Here is a 25,015-nt window from a genome sequence, read left to right as displayed (position 1 = left end):
CTAATCTAAGTCTCTTTGTGAATTATTGCTCCATATAGCCGATTAACAGTAGATAATTTCTACTTGCTCAACCACTAAGCAACGCTTCTACAAATTCGTAGCTAGAAAAAGGACGTAAATCTTCAATACCTTCACCAGCACCGATAAAGCGAATAGGTAAACCTAACTGCTGTACTACCGCAAGAGCAACACCTCCTTTAGCAGTTCCATCCAGCTTAGTTAAAACTACACCACTAAGTTCAGCAGCTTGTGAAAACACCTCCGCTTGTCGCAATCCATTTTGACCCAAGGTAGCATCTAGAACCAACAGTGATTCTACTTTGGCATCTGGAGCTTTTTTAACAATAATTCGCCGGATTTTACTTAATTCTTCCATTAAGTTTTTCTTATTCTGCAATCTACCTGCGGTATCTACTAGTAATAACTCGGTTGATCGCGACTGAGCGGCTGCGATCGCATCAAATACAACTGCTGCTGGGTCTGTATTTTTCCCTGGATTCGCAATCACTTCAACACCGCTTCTTTCACCCCAAACTTTCACCTGCTGCACTGCGGCTGCTCGGAAGGTATCTGCTGCACCAATTAAGCATCTGTAACCAGATTTATTTGCTAAATGAGCAATTTTACCGATAGTAGTAGTTTTACCTGCCCCGTTAACTCCAGTCACTAACCAAATGTTAAAAGTTTCTTTTTCTGGGGTAAATGCAGCTTTGGACGATTCTTGCAGCGGTTTATCCAATATCTCCCGCAGAATTTTTTTGAGGTAAGCAATACCTTCTTCTGGTGGTAAAGCTTCTTGACGCAGTTTTTCCTGTAAAGAATTAATAATGAAATCTGTGGCTTCAACACCAACATCGGCTTGCAGTAACAAAGCTTCGATTTCCTCTACTGCATCATTATTAAGCGGTCCTTTACCAACAATTGCTTTAAGCTGGTTAACTAAACTACGACGAGTTTTATCTAAACCTTGTCGTAACTTTTGCAGCCAAGTAATTTCTTCAATCGAAACATCTTCGGCACGTCTACCTTGTGCTGCGAGAACTTCTGTTGACCATAAAAATCCTTCATCAAATGGAAGGGAGGGTATTTGCTCAATATTGCTTGTATCATTAGATGGTACAACCGATGGCTCTATCCGTGTAGTTTCGGGCAATTCTATAGCACTAGCAATAAGTCTTTCCTGCTTAGCTTCTCGCTCTGAAGAAGCTCTTTCCAAAAAAGATAAATTGGCAGGTGCTGTTGTTTGCGATACTTCCGCTTCTACAGGTATTACATCTTGCTCTATAGCATCTGAATCCAATGTTTCTATCGTAGTAGTTGCAGTAGTTTCTTCTGGTGGCGGCTGTGTATTTTCTTCTACATCTACAACTTCTTCAGATTCGGCAACTGTTTCAATTGCTTTTTGGGAAGATTCTGTTACTTCTTCAGATTCGGAAACCTCTTCAACATCAGATGTAGATTGCTCAGTTGACTCAGTTGTTTGCTGCTTTTGCTGAATATTTTTGTAAGCAGCTTTCGCAAACGCTAATAGATCGGTAGCTTCTGCGGTTGGATCTGGATTTTGCGTTTGGGTTGATTCTGTACTTACTTCTTTTTCTTCAGCAGTTTGCTCCTGCTTCTGTTCGGAAGAAGTATCAGAAGGCTTGTTGTTTTGACGACGGAACCAATTAAAAACCATTGCAGCTAATAACGTCAGTTATTCAATTAACAATTATCAATATGGGAGTGTTTTAATACAGGTAAATTAAACAAGATACCGAAATATGCTTTTACAAATTTAGAATGCTCCGATCAATTGTTTACTGTTCATCGATCGCTGATGATTGATGTAGTTCGGCGACTTTACGTAAAACACCATTGATAAATCGATGTCCATCGTCTCCACTGTAGCGTTTGGCTAGTTCCACCGCTTCGTTGATTGCTACTTTAGCAGGAACATTAAAAAATTCCATTTCTCCTACAGCGATACGAAGAATGTCTCGGTCTATCTGAGCAAGTCGCGTTACTTGCCAATCTACCAAAGCAGCAGATAACTTTTCATCTATAAATTTACGTTCTGCTGCGATCTTTTTCACAAGTTCAATAGCATATTCCCGCACATCTTTATCTTGATTGGCTAGCTGAATCAATTCTGGAAAATCAAGGGTAGCAGCCAATTGATTTATTGCTACCTGGGTATATCCAACTGCTTCCTGGAGCATTGTTCTTGCTGTATTTAAGTCAGCAGCACGAGTTTGGCTAGTTAAAATACGGTCGTTACTGCGCTGTAGTTCAGCAGAAGCATTTTCTAAGCTATCTTGTACTTCTACTCTCAAGGTACGTACTGCCCCAAGCACTAGTTTGGGTAATTGGTCTTGTGTTAATGTTTTAGGATTTACAAGCAATTGAGAAAGGCTTAACAGCGCCAGTTCGCGGGCAATTTGACGGGGTGGACGACGGTTTTGCATAGCATTATGAATATAATTAGTAATTCGTAATTAAGGTTAGACACACAAAATACCACGCCACTGGACGCTGGGAAACGGCACGGCAATTAATATTATCCTTCCTCAACAGGTATTACTTTTCGCTTTTTCTCTCGTGATTCTAGTTTGCGTTCTTTGAGAATTTCTAAAGAAGGTAGAGGTGCTGCTTGAGAAACAATACCACCAGATATTAGTATTTTGAACGCTTCTTCTATCGACATTGATAAGTTCACTACGTCTTTTTCAGGAACCACCGCATACCATCCCGTCGTCGGATTTGGAGTAGTGGGAATAAAAACGCTTAACATTGGGTTCGGCATTTTGGCTTGAATATCGCTGTTGACAGCACCCGTAACAAAGGCGATCGCCCACATTCCCGGTCGGGGATATTCCACCAAAATTACGCGACGAAATTTATTGTTGGTATCTTTTAATAGCGTTTCTAAAAGCTGCTTAAGTGTTTTGTAAATCTGACCGGCTAAGGGGATTGCTTGTAATAAACGCTCTCCAAAATCAAGCAACCATTTACCCGCAATATTGCGAGCCATTAATCCAATCAAAAGAATACTCAGTAGCGGTACTGTAAACCCCACCACGAAGTTCAATAAATTGATCAATAAAGGATGTAACCCTTCAAAAGGATTTAGCTGCTTGGGTATCTGGGTAAGAAAATCGATTACCCAAGTAGCAATAGTAACTGTCAACCAAATAGTGGTTGCTAAAGGAATTATTACTAGCAAACCAGCAATCAGGTCATTCTTTAGGTCTTGCTTCCAGCGTTCGTAACCCAAGCCTTTATTCTCCTTAATAGCGCTAGTGGAATTTCTGTTATTGCTATTCATACCAGCAAATTCATCTCATTGCTCTGAACATTTGCTTTTGCTTCGCCTACACTATTAATACAAAAATACTATTTAAAGGTTAGCTCTTCACTCGATCGTGACCCGATAATTATATTGCGCCTTGGCTTTAGTTAGAGAATATTAAGATAAAAGCAAAAACTCGCTGATGAAAACTTTTGATTGATAAATATGAATTTATATTAAATGTAACATTTTAATTAATTTGGTGCATTAAAAATTAGGGCATTGGGGATCGGGGATTGGGCATTGGGCATTGGGCATGGGAGATATAGCAGTTTTGGGTTCAATAATTTACACAAATTTTACCTCACCCCCTTCGCCTCTGCTTGGTAAGGAGATGCGAAAAGTAGGGCGGGGTAGGGTTCTTACTGTGTTCTATCTGAGTTAAAACAGATGTATTGAGTTTTACCGCAAAAACAAAAAGGGAGCTGTTCGGCTCCCACTACGAATGTTTTTCTCTTGACTTTTAATCCAAAATATCTTTTTCGTCGCTTGTCCAGAATCTAAAATCAAATAACTTCTAACTTCTAACTTCTAACTCCTAACTCCTAACTCCTAACTCCTAACTCCTAACTCTTTACCTCCCCCCATTCCTTCCAAGGTGGGTGTAGGGATATGCTTCATTTCCCAGGCTTTGAGCATGATTAAGTATTCGTAGAAGGCTTGCAGGGTACACCAGGCTAATCCAGCACGTCCGTCTAAACAGCCTCCAAGCAGGAAGTACATATAAAAGAACCGCACCAAGGGTCTTCCTGGTAATCTCAATGATAAATCTTTGAGGGCGCGACGGCGTTCTATTTCTGTTTTTCCGAAGAATAAATCGCGCCAGTTAACGCTCCCTTGTTCTAGCTGATACAAGGTTTCTTTAGCTTCGTCAGTGGAATAACGGTTATGCTTGTCAATCCACCGGCTCAATCCTTTGCCAGAAGTGTAATGAGGGTAAGTTTCTTTTAAAAAGCTGGTATTGCCTTCACAGACTTCTCTTTCGGTATGACCATAATCTGTAAACCATACTTTACCGTGACGAAAAAGACGCAATTGGTAACGAGGATATTGAGTACTGCGGCGAATCCAGGAATTCATAAATATTACTCGTTCGGCTGCGTAATAACCGATATAATCTGGATTTTTGGTTGCTTCCACACATTCCGCGAACAACTCTGGTGTCATGCGTTCGTCTGCTTCGAGAATATACACCCACTCATACTTCGGGGATATATTTTCTAACATCCAGGTACGCTGCTTACCGTGACTTTCAAAAGCGTGTTCCACAACGCGAACCGGATATTTACTCGCGATTTCCACAGTGCGATCGCCACTGATCGAATCCACGACAATAATGTCATCCGACATCATCGCCGACTCAATACAAGCAGCAATATCCAACTCTTCGTTATAAGTCAGTATATAAATAGTAATCATGTATTAAAAGTTAGGAGTTAGGAGTTAGGAGTTAGGAGTGAGGAGTTAGGAGTAATTAAGGTCAAAGGTTAAAGGTCAAAGGTTAAAATTCTTTTTATCTCCTTGTCCCCTTGTCTCCCCATCCCCCCATCCCCCCATCTCTCCTCAGCGTGCAGTTGCTTTACGCTTCCCACCACCGGAAGTTGCACCGCTTCTTAATCCAGTCCAACCGATAATAATGTAGCCAATGGAAAGTAGTAAGCTGCTGATACCAACTCGCAATCCAGATTTCCAAGCTGTGTCTTTGGCTCGTGTTTCAGCGGCTTGTTTTTCTTGACGAATTTGAGTTAAGCGCTGATTTGCTAATTTCTGTGGGTCGCTTTGTGCGTCTATAAAAGTATCGAGCGCTTTAGGGTCAGCCTTAAAGTCCCTGAGTAATTTTTTCTGCTCTTCGGGAATGCTGGGATTTTCTATAGCTTGCTTGTATCTTGTTTCATCTTTGAGTAGTTCAGAAAACTGATTTCTGACTTGAGTTCTTTGTTGTTCGATCTGAGCTTTTGCTTCGGCGGTACTTAATCTTGCTTGCACCTGCGATAGCTGGCTTTGCACCTGGTTTTCTGCTTGAGTTGCACTTGCGGCTATTTGTTTAACTTCGCGATCGCTAGCTTGTCGCACGTTATTAAGGTGCAGCGGAAAAATTAGCAGAAAAATCAAGCCCAAGACAGCTGACAAAATTAATGCGGGGAATCTCAAATCGATACCAGACGCAATAGAATCATCAAAACTATCAACCCAATGTCCCGCGAATAACATCCCAAAACCCACCAAGGGGACAATCCCTCGGTCAACAAACGCAGTTGCTAACTGAATTTGCCATCCACTATTAGTTGGTTGGAAGGGAAATGAAAGGATTAAAATGTCAACTAAAAAGGACAAAATCAAGATTATCCCTACCACTTTCAAGGTACGGGAAGTGCTTACAGTAGCCAAACGATTAACCATCTTTATTTAAGTCTCGCATTCAATTACAACTATCGTCCTACATAAAGTTACTTGAATATTGTTGCTAATATTCTAGCTACTGTTAATAAATTAAAGTAGGTTTTATACAGGTGGAGATTTTAGCACCTATGTTCGAGATTACACCACAGTAGCAAAGGTTATTTCACCTGTCTTCGGCAAATCCTCGTATTGCAGTTCACTGTTGACTGTTTTGCCAAATTGCTAAATCCTCCGGTCGGTCAACGTCAGCCAAAGTTTGTAAATAAGTAACCGATAAATTGAGTTGCCGAGCAATATCCACAGTTTGTTTTAATACTCGATCAGTTCCCCAATCTATATTAGTGAATAATTGTCCGATGGCAAGTTTTAGACCAATTAGGTAGTAGCCTCCATCGACAGCAGGACCGAGCAATAAATCGCAATCTTGAAGTTTTTCAAAGGCTTCTGATAAAATTTGAGCATTGACACCGGGGCAATCAATGCCGATGATAACTACTTTTTTGGCACCTTGATTGAAGGCATCCAAAAAAGAGTTCTCCATGCGTTTTCCTAAATCCCCTTCTCCTTGAAGTTGGTAATTTAATTCTGTTCCCAACCAGCTTTGCATTAACTGTAAATTGCCGTCTGCAAATCGAACTTCAAAAGATATTGCAGTCGATTTGCACAATTTTTTTACCTTAGATAAAGTAAATTCCGTCATTTGTCGCTGGAGATTTGCAGCACCTTCGACTCCCAAAGCAGGTATTAATCGAGTTTTAGTTTTACCTGGTTCGGGATAGCGGGTGAAAATAATTAGGTGTTGTTCGGTGATTTTGGGTGAAAGAGACACGCAAGTTATTTGTAGCTATTGTAGGGTGTGTTAGCGACAGCGTAACGCACCATTTGTCAACCTCACCCCCTTCCCCTCTCCTTATTAAGGAGAGGGGTGCTGGAGACCGGGTGAGGTTTTGGGTGTATTACAAACCAAGAATATATTAATAGCAATAATCGCCATCTTTAGGTCGATCGCGTTCCTTGGCGGTGCGGATTGCTCCTAAAATAGTGGAAACGAACACGCAGCGTTTAGCTTTCCCGCCATTTTTACTTGATAAAGTAATTCTTCCCAAGGGCGGTTTTCTGATACTACCTATATAGTCAAACTGAATTTGTCTGACATTATTTTTTAAATTTAAAGTCGTTTCTTCATCCAAAACTACATTCGAGTCCAAATCATTCCAGTTAGCATTATTTGGGTTTACTGTCTCTGGATGAACTGCCCACTGGACAATATTTTCAGGTTGTTTAACGCGAAGACTAAATTGCCAAGTTGTTTTCGTTTTTTTGGCTTGACGTTGCGCGTCGCGTAAACCTAAATAAACTTGATCGGAAGCACTATTGAGGCGACGATTATTGATAAAAGCTAGCCAAGAAGGAGCGGCGATCGCAGCTAATAAACCAACTGCTGCAATGACCACCAACATTTCGAGCAGGGTAAAGCCTCTGCTAGGATTATTATTCCAGTGTTTGTTAAACATTTTATTTTTTTGATAAATGCACCACACTGGTAGACGCGGTTAGTTTGAGTTGACTAATACCTGATAACTGATAACTAAGTAAATATTGCGGAAATCAACCTCACCTTGGTAAGGAGAGGAGTGCGGTCGGCGGGGTGAGTCCTGCTTCCCAGACTTTCTGGTTTTCTGGTTCCCAGACTCCGGCTGGGAACCCATTTTTCTGGTTCCCAGACTCCGGCTGGGAACCCATTTCAAGAGGCTCTGCCTCGAATGTAAACTGAAAGATACCTGGCGATTTAAGTCGCGGCTACACAGGCGAAACCTGCCTCCGCAGGTTTTACAATTAAGTTGCCTTTTAGCCTACGCAGGTGGGCTTTCCTGGTTCCCAGACGACCGCTGGGAAACCTATTTCAAGAGGCTCTGCCTCGAATGTAAACTGAAAGATACCTGGCGACTTAAGTCGCGGCTACACAGGCGAAACCTGCCTCCGCAGGTTTTACAATTAAGTTGCCTTTTAGCCTACGCAGGTGGGCTTTCCTTGTTTAGCCCCAGACTTATAGTCTGAGGGCCTTTTCTTAAAATAGCCGTTTTTCCACAGGTAAAAAGGACTAATTAAGCTATTCACAAATAGTTGCATTTCGCAAGCTGCAACCAAATCTGTTTTCACCTTTTTCCCGTATTTAATAATATGAAATAAGATTTTTCGCAGGTCGTTCCCCATATAAGCAAGTATTGCGACTGGCTTCAAATATGGCTTGACATCAACCATTCTGGTTACGTAACGGCTTAAGCCAATGCCTTTGAAAAAGGGGAATAAATATTCTTTTCGCAAGCGCCATTGGGGTATTTGATGGTAAATTTCCATCTCCGGGTTATACCAAATTTCCCAGTTTGATTGTTTGATGTAAGACAGCATTTCGGTGTCTTCGCCGGTGAGCATATTACCGTTAGCTCTGCCGGTTAAAATTAATTTTTCTGGAATGTTTTCTAACCAAGCTTGTTTGCGAATAACTATTCCTGCGGAAGGTGGTAATAGTTTACTTTTTGGTTGGTAGAGTAAGGGTATATTACCTCTTTCGGTAATTGCTAAAAATGGCGCGATGCGTTGAAAGTTTTCTGGTGGTTCAATTTCCCAGTTGGGATGTATTTGACTGGCGATCGCACCTGCTTGGGGATATTTTTGCGCGAATTCGTAAGCTTTGGCGACCCAGTTGGACAGGGGATAGTTATCGTCATCGAGGAAGCCGATAATTTCACCTTTGGCTTCTGCAACTCCCTTTTCGCGGGCGTATGCTGCGCCTTGTTTGGGTTCAAATGAGTATTTTAAAGGGAAGGGATGTTGCCAATCTTTTTGATAGTTTTTAACAACTTCTGCCGTGTTATCGGTGCTGTTGTTATCGACAACGATGATTTCCCAGGAAATAGCTTCGGTATGCAGTTGATTTTGCAGTTTTTGTAAAACTTCGGGTAATCTACTCGCACCGTTGTATGTCGGAATAGCAACGGTGAATATGCACTCTGTCATAGCGCTGGTTCAAATGTTGTTTTAATTTGTGTGTTTGATGGTAGATGAAAATTGAAATATAAAACTGCACCCAATGTATTAATTTTCTTCTTTTAGGTGCAGTTGTTGCTTCAGTATTTTTATTGATTTTTCGTATTTTTCTATATTCCTAAAAGCAACACATATTAATAATGTAGAGACGTTGCACTGCAACGTCTCCCTACTCTATAATTTAACCAGTAAATTAGTTATATTTATTAATTACAATCATTATTTTTCGCGGTTCGTATTCCTCCAATTAAAGTTTGTACTATAACGCAGCGTTTTACATCAGTAGGTTGTGTTGGGGCTTGCGGTTTAGGTATAGCGACTAAAACTTTTAAGCCTATGTCAGCAGAAGAAGTTCCATCTGCTTTCGCTCCCATAACACCCAGATAATTAAAAGTAATGGTTTGTGGATTGCTTGTATTAGGATTGCTTGTATTAAAAGTAGTGCCATAGGATATGCTATTTTTTATCTTGTTTATACCATCAAGATTTGTACCAATTAAGAATTTTTCTGTATTGACTCCTGCATCATCTCCTAAACCGCGCCAGAATTGATCGGGTTCTGCATTGCGAGGATGAATAGCTATTTGAGGTTTGTTGTTATCAGTTCTAAAGCTGACGCTATAAGATAACTTCGTTCTTTTCGCTTCTCGCTGCGCTTCTTGTAATGCTGCTAAAACGCTATCATTAGCTTTGTTTAATCGCTGTTTGGCAACAAACCCAAGCCAACTTGGTGCTGCTATTGCTGAAAGAATACCGACCATAAATATTACTACCAATACTTCTATTAAGGTAAAACCAGAAGTTGAACTATTGGGGTTAGTTTGATAACGCTGTTGATTTAATTCATTATTTACAGGCGTTATTTTCCACAGGCTTGAAAATAACAAATTTTTCATGAGTGTTTAAAGTAGTTTTGAAGAAAAGACTTATAGAAATCAGCAATTATTTTTGAAAAATCTAATTTATTAATTGTTATTCTTTTAATGCACCAATTAATCCTCTGGCTTTAACTTGACTACTAGCCGTTGGAAAGTAAGATTGACGACTTGTATTATAATTTGTATCTCCATTATTTATCCGAGCATAAGCATTTCCTCTCAAAAATATCTTTGCTGATACTTTATCAATATCTACGCAAGCGTAAAAGCTGCTGTTATTTAAAGTTTGATTACTAGAATAAAGATGAGTCCCTGCAAAAGATGGAACTCTTAGCGCTGCTGTTCTATCTACTTTTTTGTCACTTGGTACATTGTCTAAGTCAAAAACTGTAGTACAATCAACTGGAATAAGTTCTTTATACATTAAATCATTTCTTGGACTAGCATCAATAAAATCAACTAAAACAGCAGTTTTATTCAGATTATACGTTAAGTCTGTACTATCTTTTTTCCAACTATTCATTTTCTCTTCAAGAGTACCCTTGATAGTTGGATCATTAATTTTAAATAAAGCAAATCCTTGATCGGGTTCTTTATCTTTAATATAGTTAGGAACTAAATTGCCTGCTTCAACCTTATTAGGTTTTTCTGGGTCTCTTATTCCATCTTTTAATTCAAATCTAGCAATACGAAATTGCTTAGACCACGTTTGATTAGGATTATTATCTGAGTTACTTTGAATCAGGTAGTAAATTACCAAAGAATAAACAAAGCTATCATTTTTGCCTGTAAAGGAACCACCAATAGCTTCTTTCTCAAATTGTCGGCTCCAAAATACTAATACAGGTACTTTATCTGTATCACTTGGGTAAGGAAGTTTGTTTCTTATCGCTTTTATACCTTTCGCATCGTATATGTATATTGCTTGTTTCAAATCTTGGGTAATATAATCAAGGGCTGTCTGTATTTCTTGTTCTGAGTTTACCTTGGCTTGTTCTTTACGGTCTGTATCTAAAATATTAATCATAAAACCCAGTAAAGGTGTTAGCACCAACACTGCAAGAATCATTGCTACCAAAAGTTCTATGAGGGTAAATCCGTTTTTTTTAGTAGTAATTTTAGAAGGTTTGTTGTTAATACTGTACTTGAGAATAAAGTGAAGTCTATTTTTCATGTGGAGTAAGTCTTTTACTAAATTTCGCGTTATTATTTACCGCAATCAGAATTTGTGTTGTTAATAATGGTTTTAGTATTTTTAAAACGATTACACCAATTGCCAAATGTTGTTTTTCCTGCAACTACAACCTCTGTTGTTATTTCTGCTAAAGGTGCTTTGCGTTTACCCATTCCTCCAGTAAAAGTTGATTGTTTTGTACCATTACCTATTGTTAAAGCACTATTATCTTCAAAAGCATCGGCTCTATAAACTCGAACGCTCAATTTATAACCTTGTGAAGCTTCTGTTGAATCTGGGTTAAAGCCAAATGCTTGCACAATCATGTCTTTTGATTGCTGTTTGGTACATTTCCCATCACCAGTACCATCAATACAAAAAACTTTATAGGATGAATCGTCTTTAGGTGAAGAACAATAACCTTTTTTTGCTTTAAGATCATCTACATCATCGCAACTTAGGCTTGTTCCAGGAGGAGCTGCGCTACTAGTGGTCTTTGAGATAGGTGGTGCGGGAATGCTTCCAGAAGTTACGCCATCAATATAAGCTCCTGCTGCTAAAGTAGCTAGTTCTATACGTCTTGATTGGACTCGCGTTGCAGTTGAGAGAACAATTGTAGGAGCGATCGCAGTCATTAAAATGCCAAGTACGATAACTGCTACCAAAGATTCGATAATTGTGAAACCTGCTTGATTATCTTTAAAAGCAAGTTGTTGGAATTGACGTTTGAGCATGATTTGCGTTTTGTTTTTTTGACTGAAACAATAAGAAGTATTTGGAGTATCCGATTCTTCTAAACCCTCCTTCTGAAGGAGGGTTTAGAAGAATCCTGTATTTATTCGTCCCCTGTTTCTGTTTTACAAAATTCAGTAGGACGTTGATTGTCTGGAACTGCATTATTTGTAGTAATTTGAATTCCACTCGTACTTACATTTACTGTTTTTGCACAAAGTAAAGTTTTTACCCATTCGTCATCTCGATTTACTTCTCTAAAGAACTCGTTAGGCTTTCTTGTCGGTGGTAAGGTGAAGGTCTGAGCAAACAAGTCAGGTAGCTGAGACAGCAAACCTACATCAAAACCCCATTGACGTGAAGGTGGTGTATAAAATGGCGTATCACCATCGGTAGTGTCAGTTCGATACTTTTGCTCGTAATCAGAACCAAAAAGACTTCTGACATTACCTCGTAAGGTTTGCCAAGGTGCAGTAGCATAAGCACTACGTTTGTATTGAATAAGTGAGCCACTTAAACTGTGCTTAATATTTTTTGTCTCAGGGTCGGTAGGATCAGACCAATTTTCTAAGTAACGTACAAAGTTTTCTAAACCACCGTTAGTCTCAGTTGAGTGTGCGGGAGTATCACCACCAACTATGGCTAAATTTGTTGTTGTAGAAGAGGCTTGTTGTAACCACTTTCTTTCTTTATCTTTAGCCCTACCTGTGTTTGATGAATCATCTTTATATTTCGTAGGTAGATCATTTCTATCTACTGTACCGGGGTCTCCAGAAGTTATAGTCCAGGTATCATTTGGCATCCGAATTTGTAGCACCGGAACTAAAATCGGTTGTTCGTTCGGATCAGTTCCTGTTAATGCTTTATTGTCTATTGTTTGGTAAAAAAGATGTAGCCCGCGTTGATACTGAGTATCGTTTTTGGTATTTATTTTTGGTGAGACGGCTTGCCTTTCTGTAGTCCGGAACCAAAGAGCTTTAGGTACCGCTCTTGGTAAACCAACAGTCCAAGTTTTTCCGGTAACTGTGTTTCTTGGGAATGCTTGGATATTACCTGAAGTATCAATTCCTAAAGGAACTGGCTGACCTTTCGTATCTAGTGTGAGGTTCCCAGTGGTAGTATTACGGGCAAAAGCTACGCGCCGAGCATAACGTTGTAAATTTGGAATGGCTAAGTCTGCTGTCGTACCAGATGTGTGAGTACCAGTTCTATTGTATGTGCTTCCTATTTGACTTGTTGCTGTCGTTCCAGCACCATCAATAGACCAATCACCAGCACTACAAGTATGAACGGGAATTCTTGGACAAACCTCCATCAAGTATTCATTAAATGTTACGCGCCGTTGAATTGGGGTGACAAAGTTATTAACATAGGAACTTCCTTGAATATTAGAAACAGAAGTATCAAAGTCTTTAGGAGAGTCGATCACAACGCTTGGATCGGCGCTTGACTCAAACCAATCTGCACTAGTAAGGAAATTATTATCAAAGAAACCTAGTTTTTGACGAACTGCGCTAACACTTATTTGATCTGCTTCAGAAACATTTGTGTCATCTTGGTCTCCATCACCATTCAGGTCAACTTTAAGAGTTGTTTCGCTTAAAATGTCCGTTTTATTACTGTTGTTATTAAAGTCATAATTAGGAACTACAGCATTACCTGCATTATTTCTTAGGTCGTAGTCACCCTCATTACGAAAACCGAAACGGAAATTGTCAGAAAGTACAGTAACAGCATCTGCTAAAACCGAAGCAGGTCGCCAACTATCTCCTAGATCGCATTGGGGAAGTCTTGGATCTCCTGGACGACAAGCAAAATTCTTATCAAGTGTTGCACGGTTATAAAAATTAGTCCAATCTATTTCTTCAGTTGCTGAATCAAATAGCATATCTTCAAACTCTTCAACTCGGTTGCCCTTAACAGACCCTTTCGCATGAAGGTTAAAATCACCCTTGATATACGCAGGAACGTTACTTGCTAAAATTATGCCTTTTTCTTCGTCTCTGTAGGTTGACTCCCGGTCTAAACGTGAACCATTAATTAACATAATGCCGTTTGGACGGCGAGTCGGGTCAACTTTGTAATCAGTTGGACTGATTAAGTTTCTTCTATAAATATTCTCATCTTGGTCGTTTTGTATATTTTGTTTTGCACCAGGTTGATCACTCAGATCCAAGAGAGCGTCATCACGAGTGGCATAAATAATGCCACTGTTGGGTAGGAGGTATTCTTGGCTGGGGGAACTACTGCCAATCTTTGTCTGACGCAGTTTATCTACATCTAAAACCGTAACGCGCACTTCTAAAGGTTGACGCTGTTCTAAATTACCTTTGTATTCAGGATTTATACTTGGGTCAGCTGTATTCGGTGTGTTCTCAATTGATTTGATTTGTCTGGCATCTAAAAATGACGTTTCGTAGATGGTTCCGTGAGGTAGTTTACTGGAACTAGGTGCTAAGGTACCATTGAGGATTTGAATTGCACAAACTGCTGTATCAATTGCTGAATTATCAGCCATTGAAAGAGGTTTGCCTGCACTATACTGTTGCATCGCATTTCTTAAGGGTTCATTTGCAAAACGTCCGTTAGGAAATACTAGTCTTGCTTGATTTTCTAACTGTGTCTGATAAGCGCTAATGGCAGATGTTCTGGCTCCGCTGTAGGAAGGATAAACAATACCGTTGTTGGACTTGCCGTTGATCCCTGGAGTAGCATTTGGGTTTTTCCAAGCAGCAGAATTGTTTTGGGCTGTATTTGCATTTGTCGGATCGTAGTAGCTGCTTACACAAGCCATAGGTGTTTGTTCTTTACCACTATTATCTTTGTAGTGATAAACAGCAGTTGCTCTCATCAACAAGTCACCCTTGGACGTTGGCACAGTAGGGTCGCCCATCGACATTGAATCCGGCCAAGCAATTATCGGTGGCTTTGCAGGATCATTATTAAAATTAAGACTGTTAACCCAAACTCGATTTGAATCGCTATTGGATATATCTACAAAAGTTGCATCCCAATTAGGAGTTGGCAAAGCAGCATTAGGGGCCGTTCGTGGATAATTGGTGCTACCGTCAATATAAATACCTGCTCCCGTAACTACACGCATACCGCCAACATTATCGAGTGGATTCTTTGGCAGTTCTACAGCTTGTTCCTCAAAAAAGCCATTTCGTTTGGTAGCACCTTCAAGACTGACTAACTCCTGGATTTTGGTAGTGCGGTAACGAAATTTATTTTCCTCATCATTATAATCACTCCATTCTGTACTGGATTCATTAATCTTATTATCACCATTCGTTCTAGGTAACACTTGTTGAGAAGTTTTTACTCCTACAAAATCGTTTGCAGTTTTATCAAACCACAGAGCGGGTAAATTATTACCAATTAAAATGCGATCGCCAAGGTATTGTTCACTTTCCTTTTTAACTTCCTTCAATTTATTTGGTTCGGTAGCAAGTAGTCTACCAACATTAAGACTCAATCCTGTATAACTTGTTGTATTGTTCTCAAGATTAAAAGGATAAATCCATTCATCTGGACCTCTTAACTTGTCAGTTCCATTACCTTGAAGAGTTAAGCTTGTTAAGTCTGGATCGGCAAAAGGAACTTTGCGAGTACGCTTTTTAAAATAAGCTTCTAATGCTTCTCGTTCTGTGTTTCCAGCAGCAATAAGTCCTTGTACTTCCTGTGGATATGTCAGTTTTGCATCAATTGTCGCTTCTACTTGTGCTTTAATTCTGTCAGCATAAGCTCTAGCGTTGTAGGCTATTTGTGCGGCTGTATTGTCAACCACTACATATTTATCATCTTTGCCAGGGGACTTAACTGATTCCTCCTTTCCTGCCGCTCCTCGCTGAAATAAGTCGAAAATAACAGATTCTGGCTTCTTTGATTCAGATATACGACCGTAACCAAGATTACCACCAACTATGATTTTGCTAAATTCTGCTTCATAAAAACAAGAGTTTGGACTACTTACTTGGTAAAAACGGATTTCTGGGGTAAAAAATCTTCCAGTTAATAAATTACTGTTAGTAAAAACTCTTCCGTTTAAGTTAAGTCCAGCACCAGGCGTAATTTCTAAATCGTCTTCATAAACAACCGCATTGTTAACAATTGGAATCCGCTCTTGGTCTTGCTGAAACTCTACAGCGGAGAAGCCTTGATTTCCTCTATATCGTTCGTATTTATTACCATATTTGGTATTAGCGTCAGTCTCAGTAATTGGTACAGTAGTTACATATATAAAAAAGCTTTTCTTTAGGTTCCCTCCCGATTTGTACCAGCCAGAATCTCCAATCAAACTCGAACTTGTACCTTTTGCTCCTGCACAAAGTCCACCTAAAGAACCATCATCCATTGGCGGGGTTCTTGCATCTAAAGAAGCGCGAGCGCGGTCAAATTTACCATCACTACCTCTACTAGGACTACGAAAGTTAATGCTATAAAGTGTAAAACTATCGTATTTACCGTTATTATCGGTATCAACAGGAAATCTCCAGGCAGTATTTGATACTTCTTTTTTTTCTAATTCAGTGCTTGCACTGTCTATAGCCTTGTTACCATCAATGTCATATCTAACGGCTAAAGGAGTTTCATCACCAAATGTATATCCAGCTAGCTTGTCACCTTTAGTAAGAGCAGTATAAAGAGAAGAATCTGATGGGGTTGAACGTGGTAACGTAGGGTCAGTAAATAACTTATCAATCTTCGCTTTAGCTCGATCAATAGCTGGCATCGCAGCATTCAAGACTACCTGATTCACCCTGACATTACTCGCATTCTTAGAACGCTCAAACGACCTAAATAAAATCGCGATCGTCAACAACACCACTACCAGCGAAACCATCGCCACAGTAGGTAACACAAAACCAGCATTAACCCAATCCGGTCGCTTCTTAGTAACTATGAAACTTCGTAAAAGCCATAAACTTTGTTCCTTAACAGTAGATGGAGGTTTAGGTTGAAACCGTTGGTAAAAGTTTTGAATTGCCCTGACTAACTTACGATTTCTATACATAGCTACTTTCCTATCAATTGTGATGCGAATTTATGAAAAAATAGTCTTAAAGTTCTGGTTTAAAACAACGTTTGCTGATATTTATCAAGTATTTACAGCAATAATTACAGGAATGGCCGCAATTGTCACAAGACCGAGGGAACGGTGCGTGACACATCAACCTTATTATTGCGTTAGAAATCAAGCGAAGTGTCACAGCACCCTACGACCAAAATATGCCAGTTGCGTAAGTCCTAAATTATTATCTCCATTCGAGAGACAATACAATAAGGTTTATTTTTATTAAGAGATAACACTTCAAGAACCCAACAACGAAGCATCTTATACTTATTTCTATCCATCCATTTATAAACAATGCAAAGTTTTTATGAAAGATAAATGAAATCAAAATATCGCCAACCTAAATTATTTTTAGTCAGCATTTGAAATAATCAAGGTTCATAAATCAAACAAAAGTAGTATTTTAATCTTGTAAATATTTTGCGTTTTTCCGGTCAAAAAGAATATTATCTGAATTACTTAATTTATAGCCGAAGAAGAAAAATAACGCCATAGCTTCATATTAATTTCGCTGATTTTTTACATAAATAAGTGTTAGCTCAAGACAACTTTATGAAGTTGCAATTAGCAGACTGAGCTTATATTACCCACTTGAAACAGTAAAGTTATCAGTCAGAGAAAAAAATATTGCAGATTTTATCACCGCACTTGTAGCTTTAACAAGGCTAGGGTGTATGCATATCTCGTTAGATCCCTCTAAATCCCCCGATAGATTGGGGGACTTTGAATCCTATTACCCCTTGGAAAGGGAGCTATGAATCTTATTCCCCCTCGGAAAGGGAGCTATGAATTTTATTCCTCCTTGGAAAGGAAGCTACGAATCCTATTCCCCCCTTTCCAAGGGGGGCTAGGGGGGATCGAACGCTATGAAACAATTGAGAAGACTTGCACCCTACTCTTTCCAAGATGAAGGAGGGTGAGTATTGCACAAAATCAAGATTTCCCTCGCGATCGCTTTCATATAAATGTTTTCCGGAGATGTCTAATATAGAAACGTTAAAATATTGTAGTGTATTAGCGCAGCATATCCGTAAGGACAAGCCAGAAAGCGATTTTTATCATACAAATTAAAAAAACAGTTGACTTAAAAGCTGATCACGAGTTAAATCGAAATGCTCCGCAACATCTCGTAATATGGCATTTAAGGTTCCGACTTTTAATGGATTATGTGCGGGAACTGTAATATGGTGTTCGCCATTTAGTTGAGTTGTAAGTCGAATATGGCTTCCGGTTTACCTATCTACTATATACTCAAAACGTACTAATGCCTTAGCTAAATCTTCTCCGGATAAATCTCGCGGCAACTTCATGAAGCAATGACCTCATCCCGAACAAAATGCAATCTAATGACTTTAGGACGATTAATTTCATCGGGAAAATGACAGCGAACAGCATCACGTACCATTTCTTTCAAACTAGCCATATCTTCAGCTTGAGTATAAATCGATTCTCCCAAGCCTTTAGCTGTATAACCACCTTCTGGGTCTTCTTCAATTAGAAATACTATTTCAGTTGCGATATTATTCACTGATTTTTTCGTCTAACTCATTAAATATCTTATAACAACATATTGCTGTTAACAGTTAGCAATTGCTAAACCCCTAGGAAGGATTTGCGGGGGGGGGTTGTAATTCACACTTTTCGATGCAAATCAAAATTATAAAGACGTTGCACTGCAACGTCTCTACATTAGTTACTTGTATGTATTATGATTTACGGAAAACGGGATTACATCTTATTGAGATTAATACCAGCTTCTTTTGCCATCGCATCCAAGCCTTTCTTTTCCAAAGTTTTGATAGCTTTAGTCGAAATCTTCAGTCTCACCCAGCGATTACCTTCAGCCCACCAAACGCGCTTGCTTTGCAGGTTCGCTTGCTGAAGTTTCTTAGTCCGACGGTGCGAGTGAGAAACCGCATAACCGTTATTGGCTTTTTTACCAGTTAGCTGACATTTACGAGACATATCAAGAATCTCCTGTTTTTAACGTAATTTTCTATTTTATCGGATGTATTCGTAGTGCGACCATCTTGGTCGCTCGTGAATAATAGCGGGCGAGACGCTCGCACTACAAATTACCTATCAAAATTAATGAAACTAGTCTATTGCATTAATCTTAAAGGGTTCGTTTTCCCGGAAACGTCGGGAGACGTAGCACTGCTAAGTCTCTAAAACCCATCAGAATTAATGACATGGACTACTAGTACTTTGTCCCATTAATTTTGATAGTTTGTAGTAAGGGCTTTAGCCCTTGATTTGAGGGATAAATCCCTCACTACGAACCCTTCAGAACTAATGGGACAGACTACTAGTAGTCCACCACATAAGTTTTGAAGGGTTAACGTAGTGCGACCATCTTGGTCGCTCGTTACCACTAGGGAGCGAGACGCTCCCACTAGGGAGCGAGACGCTCCCACTACGAATTTCTTACCCATCAGAATTAATGACATAGACCACTAGCTCCTAACTACTTCGCAGCTTGTTCTGTCAACTTAGTAAGTACTTGATTAGAACGTTGGACAAAGGATTTCATTCCTTCTGCGTCGAAGCCTTTCTGTGACATCAAGGCTAAGTCGTAAACGTGTTGACAAATTGAATTTACCAACTCACCTGTAGGCGATTGTCCGCCATCTTGAATGATACTACCTTGGTTGAGATTTGCCAGGTTCTGGATCAGTGGGTGAGCGGTGTTAATTAATAATACGTGTTCTTCGGGAAATTCTACCGTTTGCTGCTGCATCATGGCGTTCATTTCTCGCAAGCGACGCAGTATTTCTGGTAATAGCACCATTGCTGGTGGTGTTCCTTGGGGGTTGTCGGATTTTAAGGCTTCGGTACGAATGTTGAGTTTGGGTTTGTTGAGGGCTTTCTCAAATATCTCTTTGATTGTGTCGGCTTTGGTTTTGTTGGTTGTCGGATCTACTATTTCCTCGGATTTATCTTTGTCTAGCAGGGTGTTATCTAAGTCGGAGTCTACCCGCGTAAATTTAACGTCGTTGTATTCGCGTTCCAGGAAGTTGATAAAGTGGGTGTCGATGAAGGAGTCTAGATACAGAACTTCTAAGCCTTGATTTTTATGTAATTCTACGTAAGCAGCTTGTGATGCTTCATCGGTACAGTAAAAGACGCGGTTTTCGTGGTTTTGTTTGTTGCGTTCTAAATACTCTTTGAGAGTTACGTAGGGCAAGGAATGTTGAGCAGACGTAGAATCTCCTTCACCTCCAGGGGTGACATCTTGCCAAGCGTCGCCTTCCTGGGACTGTACTTCTACTGCGGGAGCATTTTCCGCTGGTGCTGTATCCGTATTTTCTCCTTGATGGGTAGTCCGGAAAACTACGATATCTTCAACCTGCTTTTTGAATTTCTCATCATTCATCACCCCGAATTTAACGAAGGTTGCTAAATCTTTCCAAGCATAAATGTACTGCTCGCGGTCATCGCGGTACAGTTCTTTGAGCCGATCGCCGACTTTCTTGGCAACGTAATCGCCGATTCTTTTGACAGTGCGATCGCCTTGCAATGCACTACGAGATACGTTGAGGGGAATATCGCTACTATCGATTACACCCCGCATTGGTAGCAGGAATTGAGGAATGATTTCTTCGCAGTTGTCGCTAACAAATACTTGGTTGCAAAATAATTTGATTTGTCCTCTGCTCACGTCAACATCCGGCTTGAGTTTGGGGAAGTAGAGAATACCGTTCACAATGAAAGGATAATCAGTATTCAAATGCACCCAAAGTAGCGGTTCTTCCTCGAAAGGATACAGGTAGCGGTAAAACTCCATGTAATCTTCCTTGGTCAAATTACTGGCAGATTCGCGCCAAGGTGCCTTTTGTCGGTTTAATACCTCACCATCAAGTTTGATGGGTACGGGCATAAAATCGCAGTAAGTCTTGACAAGATTATTAATTCGTGCGTCTTCAAGAAATTCTTCTTCCTCTTCCATGAGGTGAAGAATAATAGTCGTACCGCGAGCAGTGCGGGATGATTCTTCTAAAGTGAATTTTGGGGAACCATCACAACTCCAGTGAACTGCTTCCGCTCCATCTTTGTAAGATAAAGTATCGATTTCCACATGGTTCGCGACCATAAAGGAAGAATAAAAACCAAGTCCAAAATGACCGATAATTGGTTGGTCAGATTCACCTTTGTACTTCTGCACAAATTCTTCAGCACTAGAGAAAGCAACCTGGTTGATATATTTCTTGATTTCTTCTGCCGTCATACCGATGCCATTATCGGTAATAGAAAGAGTTTTCTTATCCTTATCTACAGCAAGTATAATTTCCGATTCGCCGATTTCTCCCGAAAATTCTCCCGAACGAGCCACCATTTGCAGCTTTTGGATAGCATCAACGGCATTTGATACCAGTTCCCGTAAAAAGATTTGATGATCTGAGTAAAGAGACTTCTTGATAATCGGGAAAATATTCTCAGTATGGATACTGATGGTACCTTGTTCTAACATAATTTAGTCGCAGTAAATACAAATATTTTAATGATTATTTGGGTAATAAACCCCAACACCCCACTTTACCGGAAAGGTAAGCAGGGTTATTATCAATTTGGATTTTAATGCTTCAGTAGATAAACTGCACTAAATTTACAGCATTGTTTGCCCTATAAACGTGATGCGGATTTCCCTACCATGTTATAGAGATAAAATATATCGCGTCTCTACATTAGCAACTGGTCAACTGGTTCCCAGACTCCGGCTGGGAACCCATTTCGCGAGGCTCTGCCTCCAGTATATTAAGAGGCAGAGCCTCTTGATATGTATTCCCAGCCGGAGTCTGGGAACAAGAAATTCCACAAGAGTTTACATTAGTGCAACTTTCAATTGAGTGACTCGCTCAAACAGTTGGGGAAAGATAATTTTTAACACTGCGATGATGACGACTCGTTTGTTTTTTGCGATCGCAGGATTATTTTTAATCCAATTCCACCAAAAATATACCGCAGTCATGGTTTGACGTTGTTGTGGTGGTGCTTCAATTGCTTTAAAAGTTAGATATTGATAAAGATGTGAAAGACTTTGCTTTTTCAAATGCTGTAGTTTCTCGGCTTTGGGATAGCTGAAACCACGTTCGATTACTTTTAAGGATGCAGCTTCTTGTCTTTTAAGATTGGTAGACATGGAAGTTGTTGATATTCGATATAAAATTTGCGGCTTTTCGACACAAACAAAATCATAATTAGCCGCGAGACGCAACCACATATCAATGTCTTCTGCTGCAAAAAGCGTTTCATCAAAACCACCAATTTTTAAAGCTTCTTGACGAATTAGAGGATTGGAACCATTTTCTAAAAAGTTAGTTATCAGAAGTTTATCAAAAGCATCACCGTTAACTTTAATTCTTCTACCGGATTTAATAAATTTACTCGATTCGTCAATATAATCAGTCCAGCTATAAGCTACAGCAGCTTGAGGATTTGATTGTAAAGCTTGCCATTGCGATTCAAGTTTATCAGGAGTCCATAAATCATCAGCATCGATAAAAGAAATATATTCCCTCTTGGCTTGAAAAATGCCTCGATTGCGACTTGCTGATAAACCAGCGTTTGGATAAGAAAATATTTTGATCCGTGAATCGGGGATATTTTCGATAATTTCTAAAGTTGTATCTGTAGAGCCATCGTTAATGATAATTACTTCGATATTCGTAAAGGTTTGATTTAAAATTGATTTTATTGTTTCTTTAACGGTTTTTTCTCCGTTGAATACGGGGACTATTACCGAAATAGACATTTGATTAAATTCCTTTATAATCATCATTTGCAATTGTAGGTTGGGTTGTAATACTTCGTTTCACCCAACATCCGCTTTGGGTTGTGCCACTGTTTTTTTGCGATCGCGGTTGATATTCAAGACAGTCGCTACAAATTAATCAGGACTTACGCGATTGCCACAAAACTCGGATGGTGCGTGACACCACAAGACTTATTGTTACGTTTATAATCTCTCTAAGTGTCACAGCACCCTACTACAAAAAAATCTGCCTTTTTGCTAAGTTCTACTAATATCAAATTGTTTTTTCGTATCCCAAGAAAGTGCTGGTATTTGATAAACGAGGAAGTTTTTTGAAAAGCACGTTTGCCCAGTTGGGAGGTAAAATTACCATTGCAATTAATTTCAAAATAGCTTTAAATATTACTGGTTTAAATAAAAGACCTGTATCTGTTTTGATTGCAGTTAATAAAAATCTTGCTGCAACTTTACTTTGCTGTTTTCCTGGTGGTGTTGCAAGAACTTTGTAACAAAGGTATTTGTAGAGATTGCCGATCGCTTTGGGTTTAAGATGTTGATGGGATTTTGCTTGTTCGCGAGCAAAAGCACGTTGAATAACTTCTAAATTTGATTTTTCTAGTCCTAATACGTTAGATGACATGGAACTAGGCTGAATTCGATATAATACTTGCGCTTTCGGTACACAGATAAAATCGGTTATAGCCGATAACTTTAACCACATATCCGTATCTTGAGCGTTGGTTAATATTTCATCAAAACCATTAACTTTAATTAAAATGTCTCTACGAATCATCACGTTAGAACCGTTACCAATAAAGTCATCTAATAATAATTTAGAATAAACGTTTCCCGTCCAATTAACGTGAGATGTTTTACGAAGAAACTTGCCATTTTCATCGATACAATTTGTCCAACTGTAGGCAACTCCAGCTTGATTTGATTGTAAAGCTGTATATTGGGCTGCTAATTTATCAGTTGTCCACAAATCATCTGCATCTAAAAAAGTAATATAGTTACCTGTTGCGTGATTGATACCGCGATTGCGATTCACGGCTACATTTGCTTGAGGGTAAGAAAAAACTTTGATTCTTTCGTCTTTGATTTGAGAAATAATCGAGAGAGTATTATCTATCGAATTGGCATTGATAATAATTAGTTCAAAGTTAGTAAAAGTTTGATTTAAAACAGATTTAATAGTTTCCTTAATAGTATTTTCCCCGTTATATACAGGAATAATTACAGATATTTCATTAGTTAGCATATCAATTATTTAAAAGATAATATAGCAATTTCATTTGTAACACCGAACATCACCCTATCTCTAACACCCCTCTCCTTACCAAGGAGAGGGGATGGGGGTGAGGTTTCATTTTGTTAAAAATCGCTGTAACTGATATGCTAAACTCGCTTTTCTAAAAATAGCCTCAGTATATTTTCGTTAAATTAGCAATTTGCATCCGCCACAAATAAAAAGGACTAATTAAAGTTGATATTAACCGCTGCATTTCACAAGCCGCAGCAACGTCTTTTCTTAACACCTTTCTATAACGAATAAAGTATAATACTGCTTTCCGAAAATCGTTAATTAAATAAACGCAAAAAGCAAAAGGTCTTTGCCACCAATCGAGCATTAACATTCTTAAATGGAAGCGTCCCAAACCGATAAATTTAATTAACCCGATCAGATATGTTTTCTCCAATCGCGATGATGGAATTATATGTTCAATTTCCATATCGGGGTTATACCAAATTTCCCATCCGGCTTTATAAATATATAGTAATGCCTCTGCATCTTCACCTGTAGGCATCCAGCTTTTTTTAGTTCTACCTATCAACAACAGCTTAGCAGGAACGTATTTCTTCCAAACATCCCGACGTACTACCAATCCCGCACCAGGAGGAAGCCCTTTTTTGCGAGGTTCGTACATCAAAGGTTCGGAACCGCGATCGACCAATGCTAAATAAAATGTAATCGGTTTAATTTCTTCTGGGGGATTAGTTTCAAAAACACCGTGAATTCTACTACTAAAAGCACCAGCTTTCGGATGTTCTTGACCGAATTTATAAGCTGAACTTACCCAATTTGCAAAGGGTGGATTATCATCATCAATAAATCCCACTAATTCACCATTAGCTTCAGTCATAGCCCGCTGTCTGGCAAAAGATATCCCTTGTTCTGGTTCAAAATAGTATTTTAAAGGTACGTCTTTCAGCCAATTTTGTTGATAATCATTAATCAGTTTTGCAGTACCATCGGTGCTGTTATTATCAATAACAATAACTTCCCAGTTAAGATGTTCCGCGTTTATTTGTTGTTTTAACTTATCTAATACTTTGGGTAAACGATTTTCTCCGTTGTAAGTAGGAATAGCAACGGTTAAATGAACGGCTATAGTCATTTTCAAAACTGTTTTTAAACTCGCTGAGATTATTATTCCCAGTTCGAGATCGAAACTCACAGATTTGAGAATGTTAGTAGATTCCGGAAGCCCTCACTCTGGAAGAGTGGGGCTACAAAAACGAAGCCCACCTGCGTGGGCTGGGAAATCTATTTTTCTTCTTAACCTATGTAGGTGGATGGATTGTGCCGATCGCAATAACAGGCAGAGAGAGCCTCGCGGAG

At 39.3% G+C, this 25,015-nt stretch carries 19 protein-coding genes; all 19 read right to left on the bottom strand.

All coding sequences use genetic code 11. From position 1 onward, the window contains the following. Window positions 1–67: 67 nt before the first annotated feature. Window positions 68–1,678 (bottom strand): signal recognition particle-docking protein FtsY, encoded by a 1,611-nt coding sequence (gene ftsY / locus VB797_RS31995; RefSeq protein WP_323241827.1) that lies wholly within the window; start codon window positions 1,676–1,678, stop codon window positions 68–70. Between the two features lie 121 nt (window positions 1,679–1,799). Further along, complete coding sequence (nusB, locus tag VB797_RS31990; protein ID WP_323241826.1) at window positions 1,800–2,447, bottom strand: transcription antitermination factor NusB; 648 nt, start codon at window positions 2,445–2,447, stop codon at window positions 1,800–1,802. Window positions 2,448–2,539: 92 nt separating this feature from the next. After that, on the bottom strand, window positions 2,540–3,307 hold the full coding sequence (locus VB797_RS31985; protein WP_323241825.1) for a DUF502 domain-containing protein: 768 nt from the start codon (window positions 3,305–3,307) through the stop codon (window positions 2,540–2,542). 576 nt (window positions 3,308–3,883) lie between these two features. Beyond that, window positions 3,884–4,750, bottom strand: a complete 867-nt coding sequence (locus VB797_RS31980) for a glycosyltransferase family 2 protein (protein ID WP_323241824.1) — start codon at window positions 4,748–4,750, stop codon at window positions 3,884–3,886. A gap of 144 nt (window positions 4,751–4,894) precedes the next feature. Next, window positions 4,895–5,731 (bottom strand): HpsJ family protein, encoded by an 837-nt coding sequence (locus VB797_RS31975; protein WP_323241823.1) that lies wholly within the window; start codon window positions 5,729–5,731, stop codon window positions 4,895–4,897. A gap of 196 nt (window positions 5,732–5,927) precedes the next feature. Next, window positions 5,928–6,560 (bottom strand): TIGR04282 family arsenosugar biosynthesis glycosyltransferase, encoded by a 633-nt coding sequence (locus tag VB797_RS31970; RefSeq protein WP_323241822.1) that lies wholly within the window; start codon window positions 6,558–6,560, stop codon window positions 5,928–5,930. A gap of 145 nt (window positions 6,561–6,705) precedes the next feature. Further along, window positions 6,706–7,245 (bottom strand): type II secretion system protein, encoded by a 540-nt coding sequence (locus VB797_RS31965; protein ID WP_323241821.1) that lies wholly within the window; start codon window positions 7,243–7,245, stop codon window positions 6,706–6,708. A gap of 493 nt (window positions 7,246–7,738) precedes the next feature. Next, entirely contained in the window at window positions 7,739–8,749 is a 1,011-nt protein-coding gene (hpsE, locus tag VB797_RS31960; RefSeq protein ID WP_323241820.1) for a hormogonium polysaccharide biosynthesis glycosyltransferase HpsE, read from the bottom strand. Window positions 8,750–8,985: 236 nt separating this feature from the next. After that, the gene (locus VB797_RS31955; RefSeq protein ID WP_323241819.1) at window positions 8,986–9,675 is read right to left on the bottom strand and encodes a type II secretion system protein; all 690 of its coding nucleotides are present in this window, start codon (window positions 9,673–9,675) and stop codon (window positions 8,986–8,988) included. 76 nt (window positions 9,676–9,751) lie between these two features. After that, on the bottom strand, window positions 9,752–10,831 hold the full coding sequence (hpsC, locus tag VB797_RS31950) for a hormogonium polysaccharide secretion pseudopilin HpsC (RefSeq protein WP_323241818.1): 1,080 nt from the start codon (window positions 10,829–10,831) through the stop codon (window positions 9,752–9,754). Window positions 10,832–10,863: 32 nt separating this feature from the next. Next, window positions 10,864–11,565, bottom strand: coding sequence for a hormogonium polysaccharide secretion pseudopilin HpsB (gene hpsB / locus VB797_RS31945; RefSeq protein ID WP_323241817.1), 702 nt, complete (start codon window positions 11,563–11,565; stop codon window positions 10,864–10,866). Between the two features lie 101 nt (window positions 11,566–11,666). Beyond that, window positions 11,667–16,580 (bottom strand): hormogonium polysaccharide biosynthesis protein HpsA, encoded by a 4,914-nt coding sequence (hpsA, locus tag VB797_RS31940; protein ID WP_323241816.1) that lies wholly within the window; start codon window positions 16,578–16,580, stop codon window positions 11,667–11,669. 1,127 nt (window positions 16,581–17,707) lie between these two features. Beyond that, the gene (locus VB797_RS31935; RefSeq protein ID WP_323241829.1) at window positions 17,708–17,860 is read right to left on the bottom strand and encodes a hypothetical protein; all 153 of its coding nucleotides are present in this window, start codon (window positions 17,858–17,860) and stop codon (window positions 17,708–17,710) included. Between the two features lie 86 nt (window positions 17,861–17,946). Beyond that, window positions 17,947–18,168 (bottom strand): 2-oxoisovalerate dehydrogenase, encoded by a 222-nt coding sequence (locus tag VB797_RS31930; protein ID WP_323241815.1) that lies wholly within the window; start codon window positions 18,166–18,168, stop codon window positions 17,947–17,949. A gap of 200 nt (window positions 18,169–18,368) precedes the next feature. Further along, complete coding sequence (gene rpmB, locus VB797_RS31925) at window positions 18,369–18,605, bottom strand: 50S ribosomal protein L28 (protein WP_323241814.1); 237 nt, start codon at window positions 18,603–18,605, stop codon at window positions 18,369–18,371. Between the two features lie 502 nt (window positions 18,606–19,107). Next, on the bottom strand, window positions 19,108–21,111 hold the full coding sequence (gene htpG / locus VB797_RS31920; RefSeq protein ID WP_323241813.1) for a molecular chaperone HtpG: 2,004 nt from the start codon (window positions 21,109–21,111) through the stop codon (window positions 19,108–19,110). A 351-nt stretch (window positions 21,112–21,462) separates the two neighbouring features. Further along, window positions 21,463–22,392 (bottom strand): glycosyltransferase, encoded by a 930-nt coding sequence (locus VB797_RS31915; RefSeq protein WP_323241812.1) that lies wholly within the window; start codon window positions 22,390–22,392, stop codon window positions 21,463–21,465. A gap of 274 nt (window positions 22,393–22,666) precedes the next feature. After that, entirely contained in the window at window positions 22,667–23,653 is a 987-nt protein-coding gene (locus VB797_RS31910; protein WP_323241811.1) for a glycosyltransferase family 2 protein, read from the bottom strand. Between the two features lie 163 nt (window positions 23,654–23,816). Next, window positions 23,817–24,785 carry a hormogonium polysaccharide biosynthesis glycosyltransferase HpsE gene (gene hpsE / locus VB797_RS31905; RefSeq protein WP_323241828.1) on the bottom strand — a complete coding sequence of 323 codons (969 nt, stop codon included), beginning with the start codon at window positions 24,783–24,785 and terminating at the stop codon, window positions 23,817–23,819. Window positions 24,786–25,015 lie beyond the last annotated feature (230 nt).

Source organism: Rivularia sp. UHCC 0363 (assembly GCF_034931125.1).
GTDB lineage: Bacteria > Cyanobacteriota > Cyanobacteriia > Cyanobacteriales > Nostocaceae > Rivularia.
This window is presented reverse-complemented; position numbering and strand designations above follow the sequence as displayed.

Excerpts from the sequence above, each read along its gene's own strand:
- VB797_RS31975 (WP_323241823.1), bottom strand. The coding sequence starts at position 5,731 with ATGGTTAATCGTTTGGCTACTGTAAGCACTTCCCGTACCTTGAAAGTG.
- rpmB (WP_323241814.1), bottom strand. The coding sequence starts at position 18,605 with ATGTCTCGTAAATGTCAGCTAACTGGTAAAAAAGCCAATAACGGTTAT.
- VB797_RS31955 (WP_323241819.1), bottom strand. The coding sequence starts at position 9,675 with ATGAAAAATTTGTTATTTTCAAGCCTGTGGAAAATAACGCCTGTAAAT.
- VB797_RS31965 (WP_323241821.1), bottom strand. The coding sequence starts at position 7,245 with ATGTTTAACAAACACTGGAATAATAATCCTAGCAGAGGCTTTACCCTG.
- hpsC (WP_323241818.1), bottom strand. The coding sequence starts at position 10,831 with ATGAAAAATAGACTTCACTTTATTCTCAAGTACAGTATTAACAACAAA.
- htpG (WP_323241813.1), bottom strand. The coding sequence starts at position 21,111 with ATGTTAGAACAAGGTACCATCAGTATCCATACTGAGAATATTTTCCCG.
- VB797_RS31915 (WP_323241812.1), bottom strand. The coding sequence starts at position 22,392 with ATGTCTATTTCGGTAATAGTCCCCGTATTCAACGGAGAAAAAACCGTT.
- nusB (WP_323241826.1), bottom strand. The coding sequence starts at position 2,447 with ATGCAAAACCGTCGTCCACCCCGTCAAATTGCCCGCGAACTGGCGCTG.
- VB797_RS31910 (WP_323241811.1), bottom strand. The coding sequence starts at position 23,653 with ATGCTAACTAATGAAATATCTGTAATTATTCCTGTATATAACGGGGAA.
- hpsE (WP_323241820.1), bottom strand. The coding sequence starts at position 8,749 with ATGACAGAGTGCATATTCACCGTTGCTATTCCGACATACAACGGTGCG.
- ftsY (WP_323241827.1), bottom strand. The coding sequence starts at position 1,678 with ATGGTTTTTAATTGGTTCCGTCGTCAAAACAACAAGCCTTCTGATACT.
- VB797_RS31980 (WP_323241824.1), bottom strand. The coding sequence starts at position 4,750 with ATGATTACTATTTATATACTGACTTATAACGAAGAGTTGGATATTGCT.
- VB797_RS31985 (WP_323241825.1), bottom strand. The coding sequence starts at position 3,307 with ATGAATAGCAATAACAGAAATTCCACTAGCGCTATTAAGGAGAATAAA.
- hpsA (WP_323241816.1), bottom strand. The coding sequence starts at position 16,580 with ATGTATAGAAATCGTAAGTTAGTCAGGGCAATTCAAAACTTTTACCAA.
- hpsB (WP_323241817.1), bottom strand. The coding sequence starts at position 11,565 with ATGCTCAAACGTCAATTCCAACAACTTGCTTTTAAAGATAATCAAGCA.